Origin of the sequence: Oceaniglobus indicus (genome assembly GCF_002751875.1) — a bacterium.
GTDB lineage: Bacteria > Pseudomonadota > Alphaproteobacteria > Rhodobacterales > Rhodobacteraceae > Oceaniglobus > Oceaniglobus indicus.
Window position 1 is genome coordinate 441,364 of the sequence record NZ_NMZM01000001.1, and the last position, 25,512, is coordinate 466,875.

Here is a 25,512-nt window from a genome sequence, read left to right on the forward strand (position 1 = left end):
AATTATGGCTACGAAACCGTTTTTCCGCCGTCGCAAGGTCTGCCCGTTCTCCGGCGACAACGCGCCGAAGATCGACTACAAGGACACGCGCCTTCTGCAACGCTACATTTCCGAGCGTGGCAAGATCGTGCCCTCGCGCATCACCGCCGTTTCGGCCAAGAAGCAACGTGAACTGGCCCGTGCCATCAAGCGTGCCCGCTTCCTGGCGTTGCTGCCCTACGCCGTGAACTGAGAAGGACGAAAGCAATGCAAGTCATTCTTCTGGAACGTGTGGCCAAGCTGGGCCAGATGGGCGAAGTCGTGAACGTCAAGGAAGGCTATGCGCGCAACTATCTGTTGCCGCAGAAGAAAGCCCTCTGGGCGTCGCCCGCCAACGTCAAGGCCTTCGAGGGTCAGAAAGCCCAGCTCGAGGCGCAGAACCTCGAGACCAGGAAAGAGGCCGAGGCGATGTCGGCCAAGCTCGACGGACAGCAGTTCGTCGTGATTCGCTCGGCGTCGGACGCCGGTGCGCTCTACGGCTCGGTCACCACCCGTGACGCCGCCGATGCGGCCACGGCCGAAGGCTTCACCATCGATCGCAAGCAGGTCGCGCTGACCGCGCCGATCAAGTACCTCGGGATTCATACCGTCCTCGTGACGCTGCACCCCGAAGTCGAGGCGAAGATCGAACTGAACGTCGCCCGCTCGTCCGAAGAGGCCGAGCTTCAGGCCGCCGGCAAGTCGATCCAGGAACTGGCCGCGGAAGAAGAAGCCGCAGCCGAGTTCGAGATCCAGGAACTGTTCGACGACATCGGTGGCGCCGCTTCCGAAGACTTCGACGGCGACCGGACCGAACAGCCCGCAGCGGATGCAGGCGACGACGAAGACAAGTGACCGCACGCCTGACCGCGTGACGCGTTGCTGCCGGTTCCGTCTTGTCGACGCATACCGGGACGCAGAAAACAGACCTGCCGGGACACATCCCGGCAGGTTTTTTTGTGCGTGAAGGGCGCGCTGTCGCTACCGGGCCACCCGCCCTGCCCCCGCCCGCATCGCCGAAGTGACGATCGCGCACGAAAAAGGGCCGGAACGACGCGCGTTCCGGCCCTTGATCATGATTGTCGGCGGCTTCAGCCCTCGTCGGATTCCAGCGCCTCGACGGCGGCTTCCAACTCGGCCTTGGTCACTTCCTTCTCGGTCACTGTGGCCTGTTCGAAGATATAATCCACAACCTTATCCTCGAAGATCGGCGCCTGAAGTTGCTGGCGCATCTGCGGGTTTTGCTGGACAAATTCGAAATACTGGCGCTCTTGCCCCGGATATTGACGGGCTTGTGTCAACACCGCCTGCGTCATCTCGGCATCGGTCACCTGGATCTCGTTCTTGCGACCCAGTTCGGCCAGAAGAAGCCCCAGGCGAACGCGACGTTCGGCCAGCTTGCGATGTTCGTCATCGGGCGTGATCTCGGGGTGGTCGTGGCCCTGAACCTCGGGGTTCTCCTCGTGCCACAGCTGATGCGCGATCTGGTTGGCCTCGGCATCGACCAGCGACGGCGGCAGATCAAAGCTGACCTTGTCGTCCAGCTGATCCAACAGCTTGCGCTTCATCACGGCGCGCGACGCTCCGGAATATTCCGCAACCAGGCGTTCGCGGATCTGCGTCTTGAGCGCGTCCAGATCCTCGGCGCCGAAACCTTTGGCCAGGTCGTCGTCGATCTTGGTCTCGCCGGGGGCCTTGACCTCTTTCACGGTGCAGGCAAAGACCGCGTCCTTGCCCTTGAGGTTTTCCGCCTGGTAATCGTCGGGGAAGGAAACCTTCACCTCGACCTCGTCGCCCGCCTTGGCGCCGACAAGCTGTTCCTCGAAACCGGGGATGAACGAATTCGACCCCAGGACCAGCGGGTAATCCTCGGCGGAACCGCCATCGAACAATTCGCCGTCGATCGATCCCTTGAAGTCGATCACGACCTGATCGTCGTTCTCGGCCTTCGCTCCGTCCTTCTTCTGCTCATAGGACTTGCGGCTGTCGGCCAGGCTTTTCAGCGCTTCGTCCACCGCTTCCTCATCGGGGGTGACGACCAGCTTCTCCAGCGTGATGTCCGACGAATCGAGGTCGGGGATCTCGGGCAGCGCCTCGTAGGACATCGAAACCTCGATGTCGTCGCCTTCCTTCCAGTCGTCCTTGGTCATCTTGACCTCGGGCTGCATGGCCGGGCGATCGCCGCTGTCCTCGAAGTGCTTGCTCATCGCACCGTCGACGGTTTCCTGCATCGCCTCGCCCAACAGGCGGGGGCCGAACTGCTTTTTCAGCAGCGACATCGGGACCTTGCCCTTGCGAAAGCCCTTCATTTCGACTTCGGGCTGCGCCTCGGCCAGCTTCTCGTTCACCTTCGCGTCCAGTTCAGACGCTGGAACAGTGATCTGATAGGCGCGCTTCAGGCCTTCGTTCAGGGTTTCGGTGACCTGCATCATATCCTCGCGTTTCAACGGCGCCGACCCATGCATGGGCGGCATAAAATCGAAGGCCCTTCTATGGTCCGGTCGGGGTCGTTGCAAGCTGAAACCATGGGCCACGGGCGCCCTGTGGAATTTCGCGTGCCCCCGGGCCGCAATCGCAATGGCTTACGATGGCGCTACACCGCAGCGGTGCAGTTGTCCGATGCGGGGTGTGAGGATGCGAAGATCCAAGCCGTCACAGGCCACAAAACGATGGAAATGGTGCGCAAATTCCGCGCTCGACGCGAGCAAAAGGCGGCATCCATGGGCGCGCAACAGAAGCGCGACCAACAGGATCAGAACAAGATCAGAACATGAATCTGCGAAAACGAGTGCGAAACCCGCAGCATTACACAGAAGCTAAAGGCAGGCAAAATATTAGAAAGTACAGTGTTTTCATTATGGTGCGGGTGAAGGGACTTGAACCCCCACGCCTTGCGGCGCCAGAACCTAAATCTGGTGCGTCTACCAGTTCCGCCACACCCGCACGCCCGAGTGCCGCAAAGCGCACCGGGTCGCGCGACCCTTAGCAAAGGGCGCACGCCAAGGCGAGTGGAAATCATCGGTTCGCTGCCTGACGCTCTCGCCGTTTCCAACCCGCCTATTGCCCGTGGCCCGGACCGTCCGTCTTTTCGACGCCTCGTCACGGTTTCGCGGCGGGCGCTGATCCTGGGCCGGTGGGCATCGGACCCGTGCGCCGGTGCCACGCTGGCGGAAATTCGCACTTCCGCCGCTCGCTCTTAACGATTTGTTGCCATAGCGTGGGTCAAAAACGAAGGCAGAGCACATGGCAAGCGAGACTTACATGCAGGCATTTCCGTTCGATTCCACGTCTTCTCCGGGAAATGAAACCGGGTTTTCATCAGGCACCAGGATCCTGACATTGCGCGGCGAGATCGCCATCGACAAACTGCGCCCGGGCGACCGCATCGTCACGCGCGATGCCGGGGCGCGGCCGTTGAAGGCGCTGCACCGTCGACTGCGGCACGGGGTGCGCCCATGTCGGATCGGAACCTGCGCATTGGGCAACATGCGGCCGGCACGCGCCATCATCCTGGGTGCGGATCAACCGATTCTGCTGCGTGACTGGCGCGCGCATGTGCTGTTCGGACATCGCACCGCCATGGTCGCGGTGAAGCGCATTGCCGACGGCACCTTCATCCGCCGCACCGCGACCGCCCGCACGCTCGAGATGTTCCTGCCCGACCTCGGGGAAAACCATGTTGTCTATATCGAAGGGCTGGAATTCGGAACATCCCCCGTCGCGGTGCGGACCTTGGAAAAGTCGGATGGTGGCCGGCCCTGACGCCCTGACACCTCAGCGTTCCGTTGACTCCATCGCCTTCAGCGCCGCCGACACCGGCGCCAATGCGACGCTGGCCGCGCGGTTGCCCGACGCCCATTCGACAAGTGCTTCGGTCGTTTCAGGCCGGTTTCGCCCCACCAGAATGACCGCCTGTTCCTGACGGGCGCGGAATGCCGCCTGATCCAGGAAACGTTTCACGGCCCGTCTGTCCTGACCTGCATCATCGATCTGGCGAAACACCAATCCGGCCGGCACATCCGACCGCGCGACGGCTTGAAGACCCGTGTTCAGACCCTTGGGAAAGCTCACGAACCCATGACCCGTCTCGGTCAGGCGCGCCGCGATCTCGGCGATGCCGTCACGGTTGGACTGCAGGGCACTGTCCTCGGTGTCCATGACCGCCACGGCCATGTCGAACGCCTTCAGGTTGGCCTCCAGCGCTACCGCCGCATCCGTCGCGGTGGCGCCCCCGGGCAGCGTCTGAACCATCAGCACCTCGTGGCCGGCCGCGCGATAGGCGGCCGCGCGCGCCGCCGCGTTCTCCAGGGCCGGGTCCAGCGCGATCGAGACCGGCAACGACAGGGACACGGGCGGCCCTCCCGTGTCGAGCAGGATCACCGCCACCAGCGGCTTGCCGGTCTCGGTCTCGAACGGCTCGCCATTCCGGCTCAGCGCGTCGGTTTGCACGGTTTCGATCTCTGCCACCGGTTCGACCGCATCGCCATCAGCGGCCGGCGCGTCACCGATGCGCGGCAAACGATCGGTGATGACCGCAGGTGCCTCGGCCGGGTCGGGGCCGGTCGGTGCCGGCGCATCGCCGATGGTCATCGGCGGCCCGTCGGCGGGGCCGGGCGCGACCGGCGCATCGGGCGACGGCGCGCGTGCAAGGGCCGCGGTCCGCGACGGGGGCCGACCCGCGTCGTCGTCGGCCCGTTGCGGCGCCATTCGGTCCGGCGTGCGGCCCACCTCGGGCGTGGCATGTGCAACCTGCGGTGACGGTACGTCGTCTGCGGCGACAACCACGGTAACACCGGGCGGATCGCCGGCGCGCCTTGGCGCCGCATCCGCAACCGGCGCGCCGCCCGGATCCGTGTCCAGCGTCGGAGCGGCGCCCGCATCTGGGGCGTCCGACACAACCGCCGGAGCGGGTGCCACCGGCGGTGCGGGGGGGCGCGTGTCCATGGCGGCCGCGTCAGGCGTCGGTTCCGCAGACGGCGCTGACACGGCATCGGGCACCGTCCGCGCCGGTGATGCGGTGTCCGGCGCGGACGGATCGGCCGGCATCTGTCCGGCCTCCAGTGGCGGTGACGCGGGGGCGGTTGCATCCTGCACCACGGCCGCCACACCGGCAGGGTCAGCGGGGCTTTGCATCCGGGTTGCGGCAGGCCCGGGCGCATTCGGCATCGCGGGCGGTTCGCCATCCGCATCGGGGGGGCTGTCGGGCGCGGGCGCCGCGGCACCGGTGCCGTCCGCCTCGCCCGACAAGGGCGCGCCCGGCGTATCGGCATCGACATCCGGCGCCTCGGGATCATCCACGCCGGGTGCGGGAGCGTCCACCAGGTCAGGCACGGAAGGCGCCTTCGGCACGGTTCCGGTCTGATCGCGTTCGACCGGCCGGGGATCCGCCCCCTCGTCCAGGATTTTCGCGGCCGGTTTTTCCGCCTCCGGTGTCACGATGGCCGCCGGCGATTCGACGCCCTCGGACACGGCCGGGCTGTCCGCGTCCCCCTGGGATGGCTCCAGCGATCGGCGTGTCACCTGCTGCGCGGCAAGCGCCAGAAGAAGCGCGCCAAAGGCCGCGCCCCAGAATGCGCCGCCCAATATCCCGGTGATGGTCTTGCCTGCCACGGGCGATTCTCCGTCTGCCTGTTGCGAAACCGGATCGCCCCGGTTCGATGCGTCCGGAACGCTTGACCCCCGGTCGCGCCTGCGGGCATGTATAGCCCGGCTGCGGGCGGTGTTCACCCCCCAACCGCATCGCCCCGCCGCCCCGCACGCCCGCCTTGCACGAAGGACGCCCGAAGTGTTGTTGCTCATCGATAACTACGACAGCTTTACCTACAATCTCGTCCACTACCTGGGCGAACTCGGCGCCGATGTGAAGGTCGCGCGCAACGACGCGCTCAGCGTGACGCAGGCGATGGATCTGAAACCCTCGTTGATCGTGCTGTCCCCCGGCCCGCGCACCCCCGATGACGCCGGGATCTGCCTCGATCTGGTCAGCGCCGCCGCCGATCAAAAGGTGCCCTTGCTGGGTGTGTGTCTCGGCCACCAGAGCATCGGCCAGGCCTTCGGGGGCCGCGTCGTGCGCTGCCATGAGATCGTGCACGGCAAGGCCGGCGTGATCCACCATCAGGGGCGGGGCGTCTTCGCCGGTCTGCCGGCACCGCTGAACGCCACGCGCTATCATTCGCTGGTGGTCGACCCGGCGACGCTTCCCGATACGCTGGAGGTGACGGCGTCGCTGGCGGATGGCACGATCATGGGGCTGTCGCACCGGACCCTGCCGATCCACGGGGTGCAATTCCATCCCGAATCGATCCGCTCCGAACATGGCCACGCCATGCTGCAAAACTTCCTTGACCTGGCACGGGTTCCGGCATGAGCGGCGATCTGAAGGTGTTGATCGCCACCGCCGTCGACCGCCCCCTGACCCGCCCCGAGGCCGAGACGGCGTTCCGCATCCTGTTCGAGGGCGCGGCAACCCCGGCCCAGATCGGCGGGTTCCTGATGACCCTGCGCACCCGCGGCGAATCGGTGGACGAATACGCCGCCGCCGCCGCCGTGATGCGCGCCAAGTGCCGGCCGGTGAAAGCCCCCGACGGCGCAATGGACATCGTCGGGACCGGCGGCGACGGCAAGGGCACGCTGAACATCTCGACCGCGACGGCCTTCGTGGTGGCGGGCGCGGGCGTCGTGGTCGCCAAGCACGGCAACCGCAACCTGTCCAGCAAATCGGGCGCGGCGGATGCGCTGACCCAGATGGGGATCGATGTTATGGTCGGGGCAAGCGTGGTCGAGCGCGCGCTGAGCGAGGTCGGCATCGGCTTCATGATGGCACCGATGCACCATCCCGCAACGGCCCATGTGATGCCGGCTCGCGCCGAGCTCGGCACCCGGACGATCTTCAACATCCTCGGCCCGCTGACCAACCCGGCCGGGGTAAAACGCCAGTTGACCGGCGCCTTTTCCGCCGAGGTCATCCGCCCCATGGCCGAAACGCTTGCCGCGCTGGGGTCGGAACGCGCGTGGATCGTGCACGGCGGCGATGGCACCGACGAGATATCGATCAGTTTTCCCACCAAGGTCGCGATCTTGGACAACGGACAGGTCACCGAGACCGAGATCGCGCCCGAAGATGCCGGGCTGCCGCGCCACCCGTTCGAACAGATCATGGGCGGCGCGCCGGAAGACAACGCGCGCGCCTTCCGCGCGCTGTTGGCCGGCGACGCGTCGGCCTATCGCGATGCGGTCCTGCTGAACGCCGCGGCGGCACTCGTCGTGGCGGATCGCGTCACCAGCCTGACCGACGGTGTGGAAATGGCACGCCACAGCATCGATTCCGGCGCGGCGAAAGAAAAGATCGAAGCCCTTGCGCGCCTGACCGGCGGGCACACCTGACGCGGCTGCCGGAGCCTCCGGCGGGAGTATTTGGATCGGCAAGAAGCCTGGAGCCCGGTTTTTTTCTTGCTCAAAATACTCCCGCCGGAGGCTCCGACATCAGCAGATCGCGCAGCACTGATGGCAGGCGGTCGGGCAGATCCTCGGCGATGAGGCCGGGACCGAACCGCCGGGCGCATTCGACGTGCAGCCAGGCAGCCGTTTCGGCAGCCGCCATTGGCGCAAAGCCGCGGGCCAGCAATCCGGCGACGAACCCGGCCAGCACGTCGCCCGCACCCGCCGTGGCCAGCCAGGGCACGGCGCGGTCGTATTGGGCCGAATGGATCGACGCGTCCCCTTGCGGGGTGGCGATCACCGTGTCCGGCCCCTTGAAAAGCACGGTGCACCCGGCGCGCGCCGCGGCGGCGCACGTGGCGTCGACCTTCGAGAAGACATGCTGTTCGGTGACCGGAGCGCTCATGCTATGCGCGATGTCGGGGAACAGGCGCGCGAATTCGCCGCCATGGGGGGTGAGCACGCAGCGGTCGTGCAGGCGCGCGAACAAATCTGGGTCGCGCGCGACAAGGGTCAACGCATCACCATCCAGCACGGTGTTTCGCCGCGCGTCCAGCACCTGGCGCACCAGATCGGCGGTGCGCGGAGTGATGCCCAGACCCGGTCCGGCGCACAGGGCGTTGATCCGGTCATCCTCCAGCGCTTTGGCCAGCGCGTCGGCGTCTTTCAGCGCGCGCAGCATGATCGCATTCAACTGTGCCGCGTTCTCGATCAGGGCGGCGGGCGGGCAGGCGATCGTCACCAATCCGGCGCCGATCCGCAGTGCACCGCGGGTTGCCATCCGCGCGGCTCCGCCCTGCCCGACGCCGCCGGACAGGATCAGCGCGTGGCCATGATCGAACTTGTGGCCGCCCGCCTTGCTGAGAGGGGACGAACGCCCCCGCTTCAACCGTTCACCATCGAAAAGGCCACAGCCAGCCGGGCGCGGGTCCGAGCCATCAGAACCCGGCCCGTCACGCAAACCGATATCGACCACTGCCAGACGGCCGCACATCGCTGGCCCGTCGGCAAGGTGATGTCCCGGCTTCATGGTGTGAAACGTCACCGTCAGATCCGCCGCAATGCAACCGGCACCGGCCGGACCAGAGTCCGGCGCCACGACTTGGCCGGTATCCGCCGACAGGCCGGACGGCACGTCGAGGGCCAGGGTTTTCTGTTCATCGGTGGTTTGGAACGCGGCGTGTGTCATGACAGATATCAGCTCCGCAGGCAGAGGCCGCGACAACCCCGTTCCGAACAGCGCGTCCACCTTCAGATCGAACGCCGGGGCGCGCCTTGCCGCTTCGCCGGTCGTCAGCGGCCAGATCTCACCCCAGCGCCGGGCGTTCGTGCGCGCATCCGGCGGCAGCTTCGCCAGATCGCCATGGAGGAACACGGCAACCGTCCAGCCCAGATCGCGCAACAGCCGCGCCACCACAAAGCCATCGCCGCCGTTGTTGCCGGGGCCGCACAGAACCACGGCGCGGCGCTGTCCGGTCGCGAGATCGGGCCATTCGGCCAGCATCGCGGCGATGGCGCCCTGCCCCGCGCGCTCCATCAGTTCCAGACCCGTGACCGCGCCGCTGTCGATGGCGGCCTTTTCGACCGCTCGCATCTGGGCCGCCGTCAGTAGCATGCTCATATCGAGCGCCTCGATTTTTGCGTTGTGCCCATTTTTTCACCCTGTCGCCCGTAAATTGACCATCGGTCACGATTTCCGCCGTTGCATCCCCCCCTGCGTATTACTGTAGAATTGTGGTGCCCGGTTGGAAATGGTTTGACCGGGATCAGCAAGCCGCCGGGAGTCGACGCATGAAAAAGATCGAAGCGATCATCAAGCCCTTCAAGCTGGATGAGGTGAAGGAAGCGCTTCAGGAGATCGGGGTGCAGGGGTTGAGTGTTCTCGAGGTCAAGGGCTTTGGCCGTCAGAAGGGGCACACCGAATTGTATCGCGGGGCCGAATACGTCGTGGACTTCCTGCCGAAGGTGAAGATCGAAGTCGTGATGGACGACGAACAGGTGGATGCCGCGGTGTCCGCGATCATCGCCGCGGCACAGACCGACAAGATCGGTGACGGCAAGATCTTCGTGTCGAACGTCGAACAGGCGATCCGCATCCGCACCGGTGAATCCGGCAGCGACGCGCTCTGATATCGCACCCGGCGCCCGTGCGGGCGTTGGATCGGAATGGCCGCGCCACAGCGGTCTGTAAACTTGGGAAAATCAAAAGAGGACGGCCACCATGAGCGCAGCCGACATGCTGAAGACGATCAAGGACGAAGGCGTCGAATACGTCGATGTCCGCTTTACCGACCCGCGCGGCACATTGCAGCACATCACCATGGTGGCCGACCAGGTCGACGAAGGGTTCCTGGAAGACGGCCTGATGTTCGACGGCTCGTCCATCGGCGGCTGGAAGTCGATCGAAAAGTCGGACATGAAACTGATGCTGGACACCGACAGCACCTACATGGACCCGTTCTATGCCGAAAAGACGCTGGCGGTGCATTGCACGGTCTATGAACCCGACACCATGGAGCGGTACGAACGCGACCCTCGCGGCACCGCCCGCAACGCCGAGGAATACCTGAAATCGACCGGCATCGGCGACACCGCCTATATGGGGCCCGAGGCCGAGTTCTTCATCTTCGACAACGTCCGCTACCAAGTGGCCATCAACAAGGTCTCCTATGAGGTGGACGCGGTGGATGGTTCGTGGAACACCGACACCGAATACGAGATGGGCAATACCGGGCACCGTCCGGGCCTGAAGGGCGGTTATTTCCCGGTCAACCCGGTGGACGATGCCCAGGACATGCGCTCGGAAATGATGTCGACGATGAAGCGGATCGGCATGAAGGTGGACAAGCACCACCACGAGGTCGCGTCGTGCCAGCACGAACTCGGCCTGATCTTCGACACGCTGACCCGGCAGGCGGACAACCTGCAGAAATACAAGTACATCATCCACAACGTCGCTCATGCCTATGGCAAGTCGGCCACGTTCATGCCGAAACCCATCACGGGCGACAACGGCACCGGGATGCATGTCAACATGTCGATCTGGAAGGATGGCAAGCCGACGTTTGCGGGCGACAAGTATGCCGACCTGTCGGATACCGCGCTGTATTATATCGGCGGCATCCTGAAGCATGCCAAGGCGCTGAACGCCTTCACCAATCCGTCGACCAACAGCTACAAGCGGCTGATCCCCGGTTTCGAAGCGCCGGTGCTGCGCGCCTATTCCGCATCGAACCGGTCGGGATGCATCCGTATTCCGTGGGCTGAATCGCCCAAGGCGAAGCGGGTCGAGGCACGCTTTCCCGATCCCTCGGCCAACCCCTATCTGTGCTTTTCGGCACTGCTGATGGCCGGGATCGACGGCATCAAGAACAAGATTCATCCCGGCGAAGCCATGGACAAGGATCTGTATGACCTGCCGGCCGAAGAACTGGCCGGGATCCCGACGGTGTGCGGCACCCTGCGCGAAGCCCTGCTGGAGCTGGAGAAGGATCACGACTTCCTGACCGCCGGTGACGTGTTCACGATGGACCAGATCCAGGGCTATACCGATCTGAAATGGGAAGAGGTTCTGGCCTATGAACAGAGCCCGCACCCGATCGAGTTCAAGATGTATTACAGCTGCTGATCGGGCAGCCGGAAATACCGGGAAAGGACGCCTTAAGGCGTCCTTTTTCGTTTACCGCATCTCGTTGCAGCAACAACAATCCAACTTTTTTACGAAAAAGCGTCGTTTTTTGTTGCGCCCGCAATAAACTACCGCGTATCTTTGAACAATCAAGGTTAAAAATCCGGTTTCATGTCGGATTGCGAACGTCGCGCCGCAATTTTTCCACATTCGAATGCAACTCATGATTGTAATAACATCGAGTGGAGTAAAGTCGTGACCATACGTTTTGAAGAAACCTTGGGTGTGATTGTTCATCGCCGCGGCGAAGCCGTCGGACTCATCGATCTTGCGATCCATTTGCAGGCCGCGCTGGCCGCTGAAGGGTTCGAGTTCAAGACCCTGGGTGTCGCCGACCATGAGGACATCCATTTCATCGGCGACGGCACGCTGCTGACGATGCACCGCGACCCCAAGCGCCCCTGCCGGCTTCAGATCAGCGTCGAAACCCCGATCAAGGCGGAAGAACAGGAATTCCTGGCCGCCAGACGGCTGGCGCTGATGAAACGCGCCCTGCGTCACATCTCCAAGCAGGTGCCGGCCCGCGCGGCCAAGATCCGGCATCTCGACGACGCCTGCGATGTCGTCTTCCAAGAGCCGGCCCTGGCGGCGCACCCGTCGATGACCGTCTTTTCCGAACCGATCATCGGCATCGAAGACCTGTTCGCCTCGGCCCGCCAGAAGCTGCGTGAACGCCTGGAACGGCTGAGCGCGGGTGCCCCCGGTTCGGGCGCCACCCTGAATTCCTGACACACCACGTCCGCATCGCATCATCCGCGCGAGGCGATGCCACGACACCTGCGCCAGATCGCGCCGCGGCAATGGTTGGCGCGGGCCGGATGATCAGCCATCGGCGGTTTGGCCATGGGTGGGGTGTCACGCCCGGCCAAAGGCGCGGATGACTGCGCCGCCCCTGCTCCGATCCCGCCGCCGTTTCGCAGCGCCCGGCGATCGGTATCGATCCGATCGGCGCCCGGTGTCGTCTTCTCAATAACCGGTCATGGCCTTGCACCCTGTTCGAATCGTCTCCACCTTGGTCATAACCACGGAAGGAACACGCGATGGCGACGAAGAAGGTCACGTTCAAGGGGCACGACGGTCACACACTGGCGGCACGGCTGGATCTGCCCGACGGCCCACAACGCGGCGCGGCCCTGTTCGCCCATTGCTTCACCTGTTCCAAGGATATCCACGCCGCCCGCCGCATCGCGGGGCGGCTGGCTTCCATGGGATTGGCGGTGCTGCGATTCGACTTCACCGGATTGGGCCATTCCGAGGGCGAATTTCACAACACCACCTTCACCTCGAACGTGACCGACCTTGAATTGGCGGCCGCCCACCTGGCCGAACTCGGCATGGCGCCGGGTCTGCTGATCGGTCATTCGCTGGGCGGGGCGGCGGTGCTGAAGGCCGCCGGACAGATCCCGTCGGCGCGGGCGGTCGTGACCCTGGGCGCGCCCTTCGATCCCGAGCATGTCACCCATAACTTCGACGGCGCGCTTGAAACCATCGACGCCGAGGGCGAAGCGACCGTTGATTTGGGTGGGCGGCCGTTTCGGATCGGGCGCGATTTCGTCGACAACGTGCGCGGCGAAAACCTGACGCCGGCAATCCGCGATTTGAAACGCGCATTGCTGGTGATGCACGCCCCCCGTGACGCGGTCGTGGGAATCGACAATGCCACGCGCATCTTCGTCGCCGCGCGCCATCCCAAGAGCTTTGTGACGCTGGACGCCGCTGATCACCTGATCACCCGACCCGAAGATGCCGAATACGCGGCCGGTGTCATTGCCGCATGGTCCGAGCGTTATCTCGACCTGGCGCCCCAGGCGGCCCCCGACGACCCGCCCGAAGGCGTGGTGCGCGTCTCGGAAGCCGACCCCGAGGGGTTTCTTCAGGACATCACCGCCAGCACCGGCGCCCATGTCCTGGCCGATGAGCCGGTGGATTTCGGCGGCACGGGCCGCGGCCTGACGCCCTATGGCCTGTTGGCGGCCGGGCTCGGGGCTTGCACGTCGATGACGCTGCGCATGTATGCGCGGCGCAAGGAATGGCCGCTTCGCCACGTCAGTGTGGATGTCACCCATGACCGTGTCCACGCCGAGGACGCCGCGAAAAAGAACAAGCACGCCGACACCTTCACCCGCACGGTGCGTATCGAGGGCGATCTGGATCCCGCCCAACGTGAACGCCTGTTGGAAATCGCCGGACGCTGTCCGGTGCATCGCACGCTGGAAAAAGGCGCCACGGTCGTGACGCGGCTGGCGGACGACGCCTAGCGTTGCAGCTTGGCGTTCAACGCCGCACCGACCACCGGGCTGACGAAATGCGACGCATCGCCCCCCAGACGGGCGATTTCCTTGACCAGCTTGCTGGCGATCGCCTGGTGGCGGGCCTCGGCCATCAGGAACACCGTCTCGACGCTGTCATCCATGACGCGGTTCATTCCGACCATCTGATATTCGTATTCGAAATCGGAAACCGCCCGCAGCCCGCGGATGATCAGCGATGCCTTCACGTCGTTGGCACAATCGATCAGGAGGTTGTCGAAGGGATGAACGACGATCTCGGTGCCGGTTTCAGCGTGTTCGGTGCCGAACGCTTCCTCGATCATTGCCACGCGTTCTTCCAGCGTGAACAACGGCCCCTTGTCGCGGTTGATCGCGACCCCGATCACCAAGCGGTCGACCAGGCGGCACGCCCTGCGGATGATGTCGGCATGTCCCAGCGTTACGGGATCGAAAGTGCCGGGATAAAGTCCGATACGCATGGGCGTCCTCTCCTGATCGCATTGGCCTGCACGCAACATTATTGCGTTCACGATTGCAAGCGGAACCAGAGGCCGCGCGTCCCGGCGACAGTGTCAGTGCCCCATCACCATGCTTTCCAGGGCGTCACGCTCCATCGCCAGTTCGGACAGCCGCGCCTTGACCACGTCGCCGATCGAAATCAGCCCGATCATCACGCCGTCCTTCATCACTGGCATGTGGCGGAACCGCCCTTCGGTCATCTTGGTCAGAACGACCACTGCTGCCTCGTCGGGGGCACAGGCGATCAGCTTGGTGGTCATCAGGTCATCGACCTTGTCGGACATGCAATCGGGGCCGCGTTTGCCCAGTTCGCGCACGATATCGCGTTCCGACAGGATCCCGGCCGGGACGGTGCCGTCCTGCGAGATGATGATCGCGCCGATCCTCTTGTCCGACAAAAGTTTCGCGGCCTCGGCCACCGATGTGCCCGGCGCAAGGGTGAACACGCTTGAATCCGGTTTACCGTTGAGGATCTGCTGTACCAACATGACAGGACGCCTTTCGTGACGGTTGACATGTCTTTAGCGTCGCCCACGCATGGTGCATGTGTCAAGCGGCGCGAACGCGGCTTTCCGCCCATGGGCGATGCGCCTAGGGTGGCGTCAAACTTGCTGGAGGATACGATGCAAACGCTGACCCACTGGATCGACGGCGCCCATGTCACGGGATCGGGACGCACCGCCGACGTGTTCAACCCCGCCACGGGCGAGGTCCAGGCCCAGGTGCCGCTGGCCACGAAATCCGAGGTCGACGACGCGATCGCCCGCGCCGCCGCCGCCCAGCCGGCCTGGGGTGCCACCAATCCCCAGCGCCGCGCGCGGGTGATGATGGAATTCGTGCGCCTGCTGAACCGCGACATGGACAAGCTGGCCGAGGCCCTGTCGCGCGAACACGGCAAGACCCTGCCGGATGCGAGAGGCGACGTGCAGCGCGGATTGGAGGTGATCGAATTCTGCATCGGCGCACCACATCTGCTGAAGGGCGAGTTCACAGATGGCGCCGGCCCGGGAATCGACATGTATTCCCTGCGCCAACCCCTTGGCGTTGTTGCCGGAATCACGCCGTTCAACTTTCCCGCGATGATCCCGATGTGGAAGATGGGACCGGCCCTGTCCTGCGGCAACGCCTTCATCCTGAAGCCGTCGGAGCGTGACCCGTCGGTGCCGCTGATGCTGGCCGAACTGCTGAAGGAGGCCGGTCTGCCCGACGGCGTGCTGCAAGTCGTCAACGGCGACAAGGAGGCGGTGGACGCCATCCTGGACAACGACACCGTGCAGGCCGTGGGTTTTGTCGGCTCGACCCCTATCGCGCAATATATCTATGCCCGCGGCTGTGCGAACGGCAAGCGGGTGCAATGCTTCGGCGGCGCCAAGAACCACATGATCGTCATGCCCGACGCCGACATGGACCAGGCGGCGGATGCATTGATCGGCGCGGGATACGGTGCCGCGGGCGAACGGTGCATGGCGATTTCGGTGGCGGTGCCCGTCGGCGAGGCGACAGCCGATGCGCTGATCGAAAGGCTGGTGCCGCGGATCGAGAGGTTGAAGATCGCCCCCTATACCGCTGGAAGCGATGTCGATTACGGGCCCGTCGTGACGGCGGCGGCGAAACGCAACATCCTGGAACTGGTGGAAACCGGTATCGACCAGGGCGCCAAGCTGGTGGTCGACGGACGCGGTTTCACCATGCAGGGATACGAGGACGGCTTCTTCGTCGGCCCGCACCTGTTCGATCATGTCACGACCGACATGGATATCTATCGCAAGGAGATCTTCGGCCCGGTTCTATGCCAGGTACGGGCCAAGACGTATGAAGAGGCGATGGGATACGCCATGGACCACGAATACGGCAACGGCACCGCGATCTTTACCCGCGACGGCGACACCGCGCGGGATTTCGCCGCCCGGGTGAACATCGGCATGGTCGGCATCAACGTCCCGATCCCGGTGCCGCTGGCCTATCACACCTTCGGCGGCTGGAAGAAATCCGGCTTCGGCGATCTGAACCAGCACGGGCCCGATGCCTTCCGGTTCTATACCCGCACCAAGACCGTGACCGCGCGCTGGCCCTCGGGGATCCGCCAGGGGGGCGAATTCAACTTCCGGGCCATGGAGTGACGTTGGCGCCGGAGCGCTCCGCGCGGGAGTATTTGGATCAGTAAGAAGCGGGGCGAACGCCTTGGGCAATGGGCTTTGACGTGACGCCGCAAAACCTCCATACCCGGCGCGTCCCGCAAACCGGAGGTTCGCACCATGGCCACGATGAGCCGCCTTGCAGCCCGATTTTCGATGCGCGATCCGGTGTGGGAGCGCCATGCGAACCCGTGGTCGGCGATCACCCGGCTGCCGGTGCTGCCGCTTCTGGCGCTTTCGGTTCATGGCCGGGTGTGGATCGGCTGGTGGTGCCTGGTGCCGGTCGCCCTTTTGCTGGTCTGGGCCTGGCTCAATCCCCGGGCGTTTCCGCCACCCGCGCGCACCGACAACTGGTTCTCGCGCGCGACCTTTGGCGAACGGGTCTGGCTGAGCAGCGGCGAAGTGCCGGTGCCGGCCCACCATGCCCGGGCGGCGGCGTTGCTGTCGTGGGCGGGGGCGCTGGCGTTGGTTCCGGTGGCGTGGGGGTTGTGGGTGCTGGATCCGTGGGTGACGGGCCTTGGCGTTGCCCTGTCGGTGCTGTTCAGGCTGTGGATGATGGATCGCATGGTCTGGTTGCACGCGGATATGGCGCGCGTCCATTCGCCCTATGCCGGCTGGGTGCGATAGGCTTGCCAGTGGGGCCACGCGCGCCCATCTTGATGACATGTTGAAATTCACACCGATCCTTCTGGCCATCATCTATGGCTTTGCCATGTATCACTTTTCGGCGTGGCGCACGGCGCGCGAGCTGGACCAGAAGTCGAGCGAGCTGGCCGATGGCACCCTGCGCAAGCTGACACAGCGGCTGGCAACCGCCCTGGATCTGGAGGCGATCAAGGTTTACGTCTATGAAATCGCGCCGGTGAACGGATTGGCCGCGCCCGACGGGCGCATTTTCATCACGCGGGGCTTTTACGAGAAATACCGCGCCGGCGAAGTGACCGCCGAGGAGATGGCCAGCGTCATCGCGCACGAGCTGGGGCATGTCGCGCTGGGTCATTCGCGGCGGCGAATGATCGACTTTTCCGGTCAGAACGCGCTGCGCACCGCCATGGCCATGGTGCTGTCGCGGTTCCTGCCCGGTATCGGCGTGATGATCGCGGGGTTCCTGACCTCGCTTCTGGCGGCGCGCCTGTCGCGCAAGGACGAATACGAGGCCGACGCCTATGCCTCGGCCCTGTTGACCAAGGCCGGGATCGGTGTGGAGGCGCAGAAATCACTGTTCGTCAAGCTTGAGGCCCTGACCGGCGCGAACAGCGGCGCGGCTCCCGCGTGGCTGATGAGTCATCCGAAAACCGCCGAACGCATCGCCGCCATCGAGAGCAATACCGCGCGCTGGAACGGCTGAGCGGCGCCCAGCAAGCGCCCCATGGCGCAGCACCGGCGCGTGCTGTATGCTGCAGGCAAGTGCAAGGAAAATGACATGGCAACACCCCCCCGCGACAGGAAAAGCAGCGGACGCGGACAACGCGACCTGACCGTCAAGGTCAAGTCGGCGCGCGGTCGTCGGCTGTCGTCAACCCTGTGGTTGCAGCGCCAGTTGAACGACCCCTACGTCAAGAAGGCCCAGAGCATGGGATATCGCGGCCGTGCCGCGTTCAAGATCCTCGAGCTGGACGACAAGTACCGGTTCCTCGTGCCGGGCGCGCGGGTGGTCGATCTGGGCTGTGCACCCGGCGGTTGGTGCCAGGTTGCGGCGCGGCGGGTGAATGCGCTGGCTGACCGTCCCGGCAAGGCGCAGGGCCGTGTTCTGGCGCTGGACATTCAGGAGGTCGAGCCGATCGCGGGCTGCGAGATTCACCAGCTGGATTTCCTGGCCGAAGGCGCGGATGAGCAGGTCAAGGCGTGGCTGGGCGGCACGGCCGATGTGGTGATGTCGGATATGGCGGCCTCAAGTTCCGGCCACAAGCAGACCGATCACCTGCGCATCATCTCGCTCTGCGAGGCGGCGGCGCATTTCGCATTCGACGTGCTGGAGCCGGGCGGCACCTTCGTGGCCAAGGTTCTGGCCGGCGGCGCCGAGCATGAGTTGCAGCAGCTGCTGAAGCAGAAGTTCACCAAGGTGGCAAACGTCAAGCCGCCGGCGTCGCGGTCGGATTCGTCCGAGAAGTTCGTGGTCGCCACGGGCTTCCGCGGCTAGGACGCCTTCTCTTCCAGCTCAAGCCACTCGGTTTCTGCCTCGGCCAGCTTTTCCTGACGCGAAACAAGGGCTTGGGTCGCCTTCTTGAACTTGACGGGTTCGCGGGTGAACAACTCGGGATCGGCCAGAAGCGTTTCCAGCTTGGCGATTTCGGCCTCCAGCCGTGCGATTTCGTCCGGCAAGGTTTCAAGGCGGTGGGTTTCCGAAAAGCTCATCTTGGCGGGCTTCGCTTTTGCCGGCTTGTCTTCTTTGGGCTTTGTCGGGGCGGTCGGGGCCGCTTCGGGTTCGGTTCGCGCACCGCGTTGGGCGCGGTAATCGCTCCACCCGCCGGCATAGACGGTGGCGCGTCCGTCGCCTTCCATCGCCACGGTGGTGTCCGCCACCCGGTCAAGGAAATCGCGGTCGTGCGAGACCAGCAGAACGGTGCCGTCGTAATCGCCCAGCAGATCCTGCATCAGGTCCAGCGTTTCGACATCCAGATCGTTGGTCGGTTCGTCCAGGATCAACACGTTGCTTTGACGTGCCATCAGTTTGGCCAGCAACAGACGCGCCTTTTCGCCGCCCGACAGGGATCGGACGGGCGCGCGGGCCTGTGCCTCGGAAAACAGGAAATCCTTGAGGTATCCGACGACGTGGCGCGGCGCGCCGCGCACCATCACCTGATCCGCCGCGCCCGAAACGCCCAGACCCGGATCGCCGGTCAGGTTTTCCCAAAGCGTCGCGTCGGTGTCCAGTTGCGCGCGGTTCTGGTCGAACACCGCGATATCCAGGTTGGTGCCAAGCTGGACCGTGCCGGTGTCGGGTTCGATTTCGCCGGTCAGCATCTTCAGCAGCGTCGTCTTGCCCACGCCGTTGGGCCCGACAAAGGCGACGCGCTGGCCGCGCTGAATCCGCAGATCGAACGGGGCAAGGATCACCTTGTCGCCGAAAGCCTTTGAAATGCCTTGAACTTCGACAACGCGCTTGCCGCTTTTCGGCCCCGCCTCAAGCGCCATGTCGGCGGTGCCCTGCCGCCTGATCTGTTCCGAACGCTCGGCGCGCAATTCGCCCAACGCGCGCACGCGGCCCTGGTTGCGCTTGCGCCGGGCCGAGATGCCTTCGACCGCCCAACGCGCTTCGGCCTTGATCTTGCGATCCAGCTTGTGGCGCTGCATGTCCTCTTCTTCCCAGACGGTATCGCGCCATTCCTCGAAGGAATCAAACCCCTTGTCCTGGCGGCGCACCTGCCCGCGGTCGATCCACAGCGTCGCCTTGGCCAGACGGCGCAGGAACGCACGGTCGTGCGAGATCAGCACGAAGGCGGTGCGGGTCGACGACAGCTCATCTTCCAGCCAGGCGATCGCCTCGATGTCCAGATGGTTCGTCGGCTCGTCCAACAGCATCAGGCCCGGCGCCTCGGCCAGCAGTTTCGCCAGCGCGGCGCGGCGCTTTTCACCGCCGCTGGCGACCGCCGTGTCGCGATCCGGGTCGAACTTCAGGCCCTCGGCCACCATGGCGACGCGGTATTCCTCGCCCACGTCCAGCGCGGAGGCGGCGTAATCGCCCAGCGTCGCGAAACCGGACATGTCGGGATCCTGTTCCATGTATCCGACGCCGGTGCCCGGCGAGATGACGACATCGCCCCTGTCGGGTTCGACCAGACCGGCCATCACCTTCATGAGGGTGGATTTGCCCGACCCGTTGCGCCCGACCAGGGCGACACGGTCGCCCGGCTGGATCACCAGATCGAGATCGGAAAACACCGGATCGCCGCCGAAAGTCAGGGAGATGCCAGAGAGCTGAAGAAGGGGTGCGCGTGCCATGGCTGGCAGCTATACATGGCCCGTGCGAAGGTCAACGGGCCGCACGCCACGGCCCGCCGGCCCCGGCACGATTTGACGCAAATTCCGTAACGGCCCCGGCATCGGCGCAAGATTCCCTGTTGGCGGGATCGCCGCCTTGCGCCTATGGTTCTGACCAATGCAAAAAAAATGTCTGGGAGGACACCCGATGAACAAGCTGTTGGGCCGTGTGGCCGTTGCCGCCCTTGCCACTGCCTTCGCCACCGAGGCGATGGCGACCGAATGGAATGTCTCGCTCTGGGGCAAGCGGCGGGCATTCACCGAACACGTCGAAAAGCTGGCCGAGCTGGTCAGCGAAAAGACCGACGGCGCGTTCACGCTGAACATTTCCTACGGTGGTCTCAGCAACGAGCGCGAGAACCTTGACGGCATTTCCATCGGCGCCTTCGAGATGGCGCAGTTCTGTGCCGGCTATCACGCCGACAAGAACCCGTCGATCACGGTGATGGAACTGCCGTTTCTCGGCATCGAAACGCTGGAGCAGGAAACCGAGATCTCGATGGCCGTCTATGAGCATCCGGCCGTGGCCGAGGATCTGGCCCGCTGGAACGCGACCTTGCTGATGCCGTCGCCCCTGCCCCAATACAACCTGATCGGCATGGGCGATGCCCCCGAAAAGCTGGCGGATTTCGAAGGCATGTCGGTGCGCGCCACGGGCGGCATCGGTGCGGCGATGGAAGCGGTCGGCGCGGTGCCCACCTCGATGTCCGCCACCGAGGTGCGCCAGGCGATGGACAGCGGTGTCGTCAAGGCGGTGTCCTTCGCGCCCCACGCCCACATGTCGTTCGGCACCACGGAAAACGCCGATTGGTGGACGACGAACCTGAACCCCGGCACCGTCAACTGTCCCGTCGTCGCCAACACCGATGCGCTGAACGCGCTGAGCGATGACGAACGCGAGGCGCTGATGTCGTCGATCGACGCCGCGATGGATCATTACATCGACTATTACAACAACGAGACGATGGCCAAGTGGGGGCCCCTGCTGGACGAAAAGGGGATTCAGCGGATCGAGTTCACGCCCGAGCAACTGGCCGAGTTCAAGTCGAAGGCGGCGGAACCCGCCGCCCAGGCATGGATCGAGGAAAACGCCGGCCGCGGCCTGCCCGCGCAGGAGCTTTATGACCTCGTGACCGGCATGGTCGCGAACGGATCGTAATCCGCGCACGCCGGTTCGGGTGCGGCGTTCTTCGGGTCGCCGCACCCCGTTGCCAAAGGACATCCCATGGCCAGTTCCGCATCCGTCCTTGAAGACGGCTCGCTTCTGTCACGTCTTGACCGCGGCTTGTTCCGCCTTGAAACCGTGCTGTGCCTGATCTCGGGTCTGGCCGTGTTTTCGCTGATGCTGATGGCGGTATGGAACGTCGGCGGGCGCAATGTTTTCGGCGCCCCCTTGCGCGGCTATGTCGACTGGATCGAACAGGCGATGCCGCTGATCGCCTTCATGGGCATCGCGTTCACCCAACGGGTCGGCGGCCACATCCGCATGGACATGGTGGTGGGCGCGCTGAAGGGCCGCGCGCTGTGGCTGGCCGAACTGGTGACGACGCTGGCGATCCTGATCCTGATGGTGCTGATGGTCTGGGGCACCTGGGCGCATTTCCAGCGCAGCTTCGATTTCGCCTCGCCCCTGTGGTCGCGCGACAGTTCGATCGACATCGGCCTGCCGCTGTGGCCCGCAAAGCTGTTGGTGCCGGTTGCATTTTCGGTGCTGTGCCTGCGGCTGGTGTTGCAGGTCTGGGGCTATGGCCGGGCGCTGATCCTCGGGCTGGACAATCCCGTCGCCGTGCCATTGGTCCAGAGCGTGGCCGAAATCGCCGCCGCCGAGGCCGAGTTGATGACCGCCGGCCCCAAGGGAAACCGCTGACATGACCTCCATCGAAATCGGCATCGCGGTATCGGCCGGGATGCTTGTGCTTGTCATCGTGGGGATGCGGGTCGCCTTTGCCGCCGCATTGGCCGGTGTGGTGGGGCTGGTCTGGATCTTCTGGGCCAAGAAGGGATACGCGGGCGACGAGTTCTTCTGGGCGCTGACGGTGGCCGTGAAAACCGCCGGCCAGGTGCCCCATTCCAAGATCTCGTCCCAGGCGCTGTCGCTGATCCCGACGTTCATCCTGATCGGATACCTGGCGTATTACGCGGGGCTTACGCAGGCCTTGTTCGAGGCCGCGCGCCGCTGGGTCGGCTGGCTGCCCGGCGGTCTGGGTGTCGCCACGGTGTTCGCAACTGCGGGGTTTGCCGCCGTGTCTGGGGCATCGGTCGCCACATCCGCCGTCTTCGCGCGCATCGCCATCCCCGAAATGCTGAAGATCGGATATGACAAGAAATTCGCGGCCGGAGTCGTTGCGGCGGCGGGCACGCTGGCCTCGCTGATCCCGCCCTCGGCGATCCTTGTCATTTATGCGATCATTGTCGAACAGGACGTGGGCAAACTGTTGCTGGCCGGGTTCATTCCCGGCGTCTTCTCGGCGCTGGTCTATACCGGGCTGATCGTCGGCATGGCGCTGATCCTGCCGAACTTCGGCCCGCCGGTGCGCGGCTTTACCTGGCGCCAGCGGTTCGCGTCCCTGCCCCCGGCCCTGCCCATCGTCTTTGTCGTCGTGATCATCATCTTCTTCATCTACAACCCCTTCGGCGGCGACGCCTGGGGCACCCCGACCGAGGGTGGCGCGCTGGGCGCCTTTGTCGTGCTGCTGATGGCGCTGTGGCACGGGATGCGCTGGGCCGAGCTGAAATCGGCCCTGCTGGAAACCGCCAAGCTGGCCGTGATGATATTCTCGATCATCTGGGGCGTGCTGATCTATGTGCGGTTCCTGGGCTTTGCCGATCTGCCCGGCGCGTTTTCCGACTGGATCACGGGGCTTGAGCAATCGCCGATGCTGACGCTGGTGCTGATCCTGCTGGCCTATGCGGTGCTGGGGATGTTCATGGACGCCATCGGGATGCTGCTGCTGACGCTGCCGGTGGTCTATCCGGCGGTGATGGCGCTGAACGGCGGCGCGGGGGTGTCCGCGGCCGAGTCGGCATTCGGCATGTCGGGACCGATGTGCGCGATCTGGTTCGGCATCCTGGTGGTCAAGATGGCAGAATTCTGCCTGATCACGCCGCCCATCGGCCTGAACTGTTTCGTCGTCGCCGGTGTGCGTGACGATCTGACGGTGCAGGACGTGTTCAAAGGGGTCGCGCCGTTCTTCGTCGCCGACGCGCTGACGATCGCGGGTCTGGTCGCCTTCCCCGCGATCGTGCTGTGGTTGCCGTCACTGGCGTGAACCGCCCCGCGGCGCCGAAATCAGATCAGACGCACCTGCGTGCCCACCGGGCAGATCTGGAACAGCTCGGCAATCTTCGCATTGTAGAGCCCGATGCAGCCATCGGATGACCGCCGCCCGATCTTGCGGGTATCATGGGTGCCATGGATGATATACGCGGGCCAGCTGAGATACATCGCATGGGTGCCGAGGGGGTTGTCCGGGCCCGGCGGCATATAGCGATAATGCGGAAAGCGTTCCATCATCGACGCGGTCGGGGTCCAGTCCGGGCCCTCCTTCTTGCGCACGATGCTGGTATAGCCGCGCTTGGTCAGTTCCTCGCTGATCGGCACGGACGTCGGATAGACGCGGTAATCAGAGCCGTCGCCGCTCCAGTAATGCAGCGCGCGCGATCCGGTGTCGGCGACGATGGTGGCCACGCCCAGATCATCGAAGTGATCCTGCCAACGCTGGGTGACGAACCCCGAAGCATTGCGCCGGTCAACGGTCTGCGCGCGCAGGACGGCGGGCATCGCAAGGCCACCGGCCACGGCGAACCCGGACATCAGCGCGCCACGTCTTGTCATGGAACTGCTCATACTCTTTCCTTTCTTCCAGCCGCGTCGGCCAAACCCCAGTGGGTGCGGCCCATAGAACAGCCACTCTGAGATTTAAGACCGCCACACCGATGCTGCAACCGCGTCCACCCCTGTCTGAAACAACAAGAACGAGGATGTGATGCGATGTCAGCAGATTGGGCCGGACATCAGGGGTTCAGGGCGATCCGCCGCGCGCTTTCGATGTGCCGGGTCACCGCATCGGCGGCGGCGGCCGCATCGCGGGCCTCGAGCGCGGCGATGATGCACAGGTGTTCGCCCATGGCATCGGCCACCCGGCCTTCGATGCGCACCCGTTCGTTGTGGATCAGGCGGATCTTGACCGCGTTGACGGCATAGGCGGCGGTGATGATCGAATTGTCCGTCGCCCCGACGATGGTGTCGTGCAGGCCCCAGTCGATCCGTTGGGCGCGGGCGTTATCCTCGGCCCCAAGCGTTCCGGCCAGTGCCGCATCGCGCATGGCCTCGTGGCTGCGGCGCAGGTCGGCAAGCGCGGCGTCGGTGATCTGCGCACACAGGATCGCCACCGCCTCGCGTTCGATGATGGCGCGAAACTGGAACGCCTCGCGGATCAGGTTCAGATCGATCGGTGCGATCTGCATCCCGCGCCTTGGCATGGTGCGCAGCAGGCCCTCGGCCTCGAGCCGTGGCACGACCTCGCGGATCGCGCCCAGCGGCAGGCCGGTGATATCCACCATCTCGCGCTGGGTCAGGAACTGGCCGGGGCGCAACTGACGCGACAGGAGCTTCTGGGTGAAGCTGTCATAGGCCTGATCGCGCGGTGGCGTGTCCGGGGGGTGGGCGGGATCGGTGCGGGAGCGGTCCATCGGGATCTCACGGTTTGGGACCGGATGCGCGGCATTCCGGCCTCGGGCTGGCACGATCAATAGCGATCCGGCCGCAAATCGTAATCCGACGGCGCACTCAGCCCTGCATGGCGTTGGAATGGGATCTGCGGATGTGCGTTTCCATCGCGGCCACGGCCGTCCCCCGGTCACGCGCCAACAGCGCGTCGATCACCGCCAGATGATCGCGAAAGGCCTGCTCCAGCGTCTCGGCCGACAGCCGGATCCGGTCGCGGTTTATCAGCCGTATCCGGATGGCGTTGACCGCATTGGCCCGGATCAACAGGGCGTTGCCCGTGGTATCGATCAGCAGCTGGTGAAACGCGGTGTCGATCTGCTGGCATTCGTCCAGGAACCCGTCCGTCGCGGTCTGCACCGCCAGCCGGTCCAGATGCAGACGGCGCTGGTGGTGCAGGATATCGTCCGCCAGCCGATCGACACAGACGATTACCGCCTCGCGTTCCAGCGCCATGCGCAAGCCGAAGGCATCGCGGATCATCGCCAGATCGACCACCGTGATCTGGATTCCCCGTTGCGGCATGACGCGCAACAGACCCTCGGTCTCCAGCCGGGGCAGCAATTCACGCAGCGCCCCGATGGACAGATCCAGCATCTGCATCAGCGTGCGTTGCGACACGAACTGACCCGGCTGCAACGCCCCCGACAACAGCGCCGCCTGAAACCGTTCATAGGCGGCCAGCTTGCCGGGAACCGGCGGCGCGTCGGAGGATCGCGTGGTTGCCATCTATGCGCC

26 protein-coding genes and 1 tRNA gene are annotated in these 25,512 nt (G+C 64.8%); 17 read left to right on the plus strand and 10 right to left on the minus strand.

Going from position 1 to position 25,512, the window contains the following annotated elements:
- Window positions 1-4: 4 nt before the first annotated feature.
- Together rpsR and rplI are read left to right on the plus strand one after the other, a co-directional pair.
- Complete coding sequence (rpsR, locus tag CFP68_RS02070) at window positions 5-232, plus strand: 30S ribosomal protein S18 (RefSeq protein WP_099823931.1); 228 nt, start codon at window positions 5-7, stop codon at window positions 230-232.
- 14 nt (window positions 233-246) lie between these two features.
- Window positions 247-873, plus strand: coding sequence for a 50S ribosomal protein L9 (rplI, locus tag CFP68_RS02075; protein WP_099823933.1), 627 nt, complete (start codon window positions 247-249; stop codon window positions 871-873).
- A gap of 236 nt (window positions 874-1,109) precedes the next feature.
- Here the strand turns inward: rplI and tig are convergent, their stop codons facing one another.
- Entirely contained in the window at window positions 1,110-2,447 is a 1,338-nt protein-coding gene (gene tig / locus CFP68_RS02080) for a trigger factor (RefSeq protein WP_099824205.1), read from the minus strand.
- 81 nt (window positions 2,448-2,528) lie between these two features.
- Between tig and CFP68_RS02085 the strand changes: the two genes are divergently transcribed.
- Window positions 2,529-2,792, plus strand: a complete 264-nt coding sequence (locus CFP68_RS02085; RefSeq protein ID WP_193825199.1) for a hypothetical protein — start codon at window positions 2,529-2,531, stop codon at window positions 2,790-2,792.
- Between the two features lie 84 nt (window positions 2,793-2,876).
- Here the strand turns inward: CFP68_RS02085 and CFP68_RS02090 are convergent.
- Window positions 2,877-2,961 (minus strand) — tRNA-Leu (locus CFP68_RS02090).
- Window positions 2,962-3,261: 300 nt separating this feature from the next.
- Between CFP68_RS02090 and CFP68_RS02095 the strand changes: the two genes are divergently transcribed.
- Window positions 3,262-3,780, plus strand: coding sequence for a Hint domain-containing protein (locus tag CFP68_RS02095; protein ID WP_099823935.1), 519 nt, complete (start codon window positions 3,262-3,264; stop codon window positions 3,778-3,780).
- Window positions 3,781-3,792: 12 nt separating this feature from the next.
- On the opposite strand, the gene CFP68_RS02100 is transcribed toward CFP68_RS02095, so the two are convergent.
- Window positions 3,793-5,628, minus strand: a complete 1,836-nt coding sequence (locus CFP68_RS02100; RefSeq protein ID WP_158234114.1) for a divergent polysaccharide deacetylase family protein — start codon at window positions 5,626-5,628, stop codon at window positions 3,793-3,795.
- Window positions 5,629-5,803: 175 nt separating this feature from the next.
- Between CFP68_RS02100 and CFP68_RS02105 the strand changes: the two genes are divergently transcribed.
- Together CFP68_RS02105 and trpD are read left to right on the plus strand one after the other, a co-directional pair.
- Window positions 5,804-6,385: an anthranilate synthase component II gene (locus CFP68_RS02105; RefSeq protein WP_099824207.1), complete on the plus strand. Its 582-nt coding sequence runs from the start codon at window positions 5,804-5,806 to the stop codon at window positions 6,383-6,385.
- Complete coding sequence (gene trpD / locus CFP68_RS02110; protein WP_099823939.1) at window positions 6,382-7,401, plus strand: anthranilate phosphoribosyltransferase; 1,020 nt, start codon at window positions 6,382-6,384, stop codon at window positions 7,399-7,401. The genes CFP68_RS02105 and trpD overlap by 4 nt, the downstream gene beginning before the upstream one ends.
- A 70-nt stretch (window positions 7,402-7,471) precedes the next feature.
- Here the strand turns inward: trpD and CFP68_RS02115 are convergent, their stop codons facing one another.
- Window positions 7,472-9,076: an NAD(P)H-hydrate dehydratase gene (locus CFP68_RS02115; protein ID WP_099823941.1), complete on the minus strand. Its 1,605-nt coding sequence runs from the start codon at window positions 9,074-9,076 to the stop codon at window positions 7,472-7,474.
- A gap of 170 nt (window positions 9,077-9,246) precedes the next feature.
- Here CFP68_RS02115 and CFP68_RS02120 point away from each other — a divergent pair, with 170 nt between their 5' ends.
- The 4 genes from CFP68_RS02120 to CFP68_RS02135 all read left to right on the plus strand — a co-directional run bounded on the left by CFP68_RS02120 (window position 9,247) and on the right by CFP68_RS02135 (window position 13,401).
- Window positions 9,247-9,585: a P-II family nitrogen regulator gene (locus CFP68_RS02120; protein ID WP_099823942.1), complete on the plus strand. Its 339-nt coding sequence runs from the start codon at window positions 9,247-9,249 to the stop codon at window positions 9,583-9,585.
- 91 nt (window positions 9,586-9,676) lie between these two features.
- The gene (glnA, locus tag CFP68_RS02125; RefSeq protein WP_099823944.1) at window positions 9,677-11,083 is read left to right on the plus strand and encodes a type I glutamate--ammonia ligase; all 1,407 of its coding nucleotides are present in this window, start codon (window positions 9,677-9,679) and stop codon (window positions 11,081-11,083) included.
- 171 nt (window positions 11,084-11,254) lie between these two features.
- Window positions 11,255-11,872 (plus strand): hypothetical protein, encoded by a 618-nt coding sequence (locus CFP68_RS02130; protein WP_145953377.1) that lies wholly within the window; start codon window positions 11,255-11,257, stop codon window positions 11,870-11,872.
- A 311-nt stretch (window positions 11,873-12,183) separates the two neighbouring features.
- Entirely contained in the window at window positions 12,184-13,401 is a 1,218-nt protein-coding gene (locus tag CFP68_RS02135; protein ID WP_099823948.1) for a bifunctional alpha/beta hydrolase/OsmC family protein, read from the plus strand.
- Here CFP68_RS02135 and coaD read toward each other — a convergent pair.
- Window positions 13,398-13,892: a pantetheine-phosphate adenylyltransferase gene (gene coaD / locus CFP68_RS02140; RefSeq protein ID WP_099823951.1), complete on the minus strand. Its 495-nt coding sequence runs from the start codon at window positions 13,890-13,892 to the stop codon at window positions 13,398-13,400. The genes CFP68_RS02135 and coaD overlap by 4 nt on opposite strands.
- Window positions 13,893-13,985: 93 nt before the next feature.
- Window positions 13,986-14,420, minus strand: coding sequence for a CBS domain-containing protein (locus CFP68_RS02145; RefSeq protein WP_099823953.1), 435 nt, complete (start codon window positions 14,418-14,420; stop codon window positions 13,986-13,988).
- Window positions 14,421-14,555: 135 nt separating this feature from the next.
- Between CFP68_RS02145 and CFP68_RS02150 the strand changes: the two genes are divergently transcribed.
- The 4 genes from CFP68_RS02150 to CFP68_RS02165 all read left to right on the plus strand — a co-directional run bounded on the left by CFP68_RS02150 (window position 14,556) and on the right by CFP68_RS02165 (window position 18,207).
- On the plus strand, window positions 14,556-16,052 hold the full coding sequence (locus CFP68_RS02150; RefSeq protein ID WP_099824209.1) for a CoA-acylating methylmalonate-semialdehyde dehydrogenase: 1,497 nt from the start codon (window positions 14,556-14,558) through the stop codon (window positions 16,050-16,052).
- 135 nt (window positions 16,053-16,187) lie between these two features.
- Complete coding sequence (locus CFP68_RS02155) at window positions 16,188-16,694, plus strand: DUF6653 family protein (protein ID WP_145953378.1); 507 nt, start codon at window positions 16,188-16,190, stop codon at window positions 16,692-16,694.
- Between the two features lie 37 nt (window positions 16,695-16,731).
- A complete protein-coding gene (locus CFP68_RS02160; RefSeq protein ID WP_099823960.1) occupies window positions 16,732-17,415 on the plus strand; it encodes a M48 family metallopeptidase in 684 nt (227 codons plus the stop codon).
- A 75-nt stretch (window positions 17,416-17,490) separates the two neighbouring features.
- A complete protein-coding gene (locus tag CFP68_RS02165) occupies window positions 17,491-18,207 on the plus strand; it encodes an RlmE family RNA methyltransferase (protein WP_099823963.1) in 717 nt (238 codons plus the stop codon).
- On the opposite strand, the gene CFP68_RS02170 is transcribed toward CFP68_RS02165, so the two are convergent.
- Window positions 18,204-20,009, minus strand: a complete 1,806-nt coding sequence (locus CFP68_RS02170; protein WP_099823966.1) for an ABC-F family ATP-binding cassette domain-containing protein — start codon at window positions 20,007-20,009, stop codon at window positions 18,204-18,206. The two genes, CFP68_RS02165 and CFP68_RS02170, sit on opposite strands and share 4 nt — an antisense overlap.
- Window positions 20,010-20,196: 187 nt before the next feature.
- On the opposite strand from CFP68_RS02170, the gene CFP68_RS02175 reads away from it, so the two are divergent.
- The 3 genes from CFP68_RS02175 to CFP68_RS02185 all read left to right on the plus strand — a co-directional run bounded on the left by CFP68_RS02175 (window position 20,197) and on the right by CFP68_RS02185 (window position 23,317).
- Window positions 20,197-21,207 (plus strand): C4-dicarboxylate TRAP transporter substrate-binding protein, encoded by a 1,011-nt coding sequence (locus tag CFP68_RS02175; protein WP_099823969.1) that lies wholly within the window; start codon window positions 20,197-20,199, stop codon window positions 21,205-21,207.
- Window positions 21,208-21,273: 66 nt separating this feature from the next.
- Window positions 21,274-21,915, plus strand: a complete 642-nt coding sequence (locus CFP68_RS02180; protein ID WP_099823972.1) for a TRAP transporter small permease subunit — start codon at window positions 21,274-21,276, stop codon at window positions 21,913-21,915.
- 1 nt (window position 21,916) lies between these two features.
- Window positions 21,917-23,317 (plus strand): TRAP transporter large permease, encoded by a 1,401-nt coding sequence (locus CFP68_RS02185; RefSeq protein ID WP_099823974.1) that lies wholly within the window; start codon window positions 21,917-21,919, stop codon window positions 23,315-23,317.
- A 20-nt stretch (window positions 23,318-23,337) separates the two neighbouring features.
- Here the strand turns inward: CFP68_RS02185 and CFP68_RS02190 are convergent, their stop codons facing one another.
- The 3 genes from CFP68_RS02190 to CFP68_RS02200 all read right to left on the minus strand — a co-directional run bounded on the left by CFP68_RS02190 (window position 23,338) and on the right by CFP68_RS02200 (window position 25,503).
- Window positions 23,338-23,895: a L,D-transpeptidase gene (locus CFP68_RS02190; protein ID WP_099823976.1), complete on the minus strand. Its 558-nt coding sequence runs from the start codon at window positions 23,893-23,895 to the stop codon at window positions 23,338-23,340.
- Window positions 23,896-24,062: 167 nt separating this feature from the next.
- On the minus strand, window positions 24,063-24,740 hold the full coding sequence (locus CFP68_RS02195) for a GntR family transcriptional regulator (RefSeq protein WP_099823978.1): 678 nt from the start codon (window positions 24,738-24,740) through the stop codon (window positions 24,063-24,065).
- Between the two features lie 97 nt (window positions 24,741-24,837).
- On the minus strand, window positions 24,838-25,503 hold the full coding sequence (locus CFP68_RS02200) for a GntR family transcriptional regulator (RefSeq protein ID WP_099823980.1): 666 nt from the start codon (window positions 25,501-25,503) through the stop codon (window positions 24,838-24,840).
- Window positions 25,504-25,512: the final 9 nt, after the last annotated feature.

Excerpts from the sequence above, each read along its gene's own strand:
- rpsR (WP_099823931.1), top strand. The coding sequence starts at position 5 with ATGGCTACGAAACCGTTTTTCCGCCGTCGCAAGGTCTGCCCGTTCTCC.
- rplI (WP_099823933.1), top strand. The coding sequence starts at position 247 with ATGCAAGTCATTCTTCTGGAACGTGTGGCCAAGCTGGGCCAGATGGGC.
- tig (WP_099824205.1), bottom strand. The coding sequence starts at position 2,447 with ATGCAGGTCACCGAAACCCTGAACGAAGGCCTGAAGCGCGCCTATCAG.
- CFP68_RS02095 (WP_099823935.1), top strand. The coding sequence starts at position 3,262 with ATGGCAAGCGAGACTTACATGCAGGCATTTCCGTTCGATTCCACGTCT.
- trpD (WP_099823939.1), top strand. The coding sequence starts at position 6,382 with ATGAGCGGCGATCTGAAGGTGTTGATCGCCACCGCCGTCGACCGCCCC.
- CFP68_RS02115 (WP_099823941.1), bottom strand. The coding sequence starts at position 9,076 with ATGAGCATGCTACTGACGGCGGCCCAGATGCGAGCGGTCGAAAAGGCC.
- CFP68_RS02120 (WP_099823942.1), top strand. The coding sequence starts at position 9,247 with ATGAAAAAGATCGAAGCGATCATCAAGCCCTTCAAGCTGGATGAGGTG.
- glnA (WP_099823944.1), top strand. The coding sequence starts at position 9,677 with ATGAGCGCAGCCGACATGCTGAAGACGATCAAGGACGAAGGCGTCGAA.
- CFP68_RS02130 (WP_145953377.1), top strand. The coding sequence starts at position 11,255 with ATGTCGGATTGCGAACGTCGCGCCGCAATTTTTCCACATTCGAATGCA.
- CFP68_RS02135 (WP_099823948.1), top strand. The coding sequence starts at position 12,184 with ATGGCGACGAAGAAGGTCACGTTCAAGGGGCACGACGGTCACACACTG.
- coaD (WP_099823951.1), bottom strand. The coding sequence starts at position 13,892 with ATGCGTATCGGACTTTATCCCGGCACTTTCGATCCCGTAACGCTGGGA.
- CFP68_RS02145 (WP_099823953.1), bottom strand. The coding sequence starts at position 14,420 with ATGTTGGTACAGCAGATCCTCAACGGTAAACCGGATTCAAGCGTGTTC.
- CFP68_RS02150 (WP_099824209.1), top strand. The coding sequence starts at position 14,556 with ATGCAAACGCTGACCCACTGGATCGACGGCGCCCATGTCACGGGATCG.
- CFP68_RS02155 (WP_145953378.1), top strand. The coding sequence starts at position 16,188 with ATGGCCACGATGAGCCGCCTTGCAGCCCGATTTTCGATGCGCGATCCG.
- CFP68_RS02160 (WP_099823960.1), top strand. The coding sequence starts at position 16,732 with ATGTTGAAATTCACACCGATCCTTCTGGCCATCATCTATGGCTTTGCC.
- CFP68_RS02165 (WP_099823963.1), top strand. The coding sequence starts at position 17,491 with ATGGCAACACCCCCCCGCGACAGGAAAAGCAGCGGACGCGGACAACGC.
- CFP68_RS02170 (WP_099823966.1), bottom strand. The coding sequence starts at position 20,009 with ATGGCACGCGCACCCCTTCTTCAGCTCTCTGGCATCTCCCTGACTTTC.
- CFP68_RS02175 (WP_099823969.1), top strand. The coding sequence starts at position 20,197 with ATGAACAAGCTGTTGGGCCGTGTGGCCGTTGCCGCCCTTGCCACTGCC.
- CFP68_RS02180 (WP_099823972.1), top strand. The coding sequence starts at position 21,274 with ATGGCCAGTTCCGCATCCGTCCTTGAAGACGGCTCGCTTCTGTCACGT.
- CFP68_RS02185 (WP_099823974.1), top strand. The coding sequence starts at position 21,917 with ATGACCTCCATCGAAATCGGCATCGCGGTATCGGCCGGGATGCTTGTG.
- CFP68_RS02190 (WP_099823976.1), bottom strand. The coding sequence starts at position 23,895 with ATGAGCAGTTCCATGACAAGACGTGGCGCGCTGATGTCCGGGTTCGCC.
- CFP68_RS02195 (WP_099823978.1), bottom strand. The coding sequence starts at position 24,740 with ATGGACCGCTCCCGCACCGATCCCGCCCACCCCCCGGACACGCCACCG.
- CFP68_RS02200 (WP_099823980.1), bottom strand. The coding sequence starts at position 25,503 with ATGGCAACCACGCGATCCTCCGACGCGCCGCCGGTTCCCGGCAAGCTG.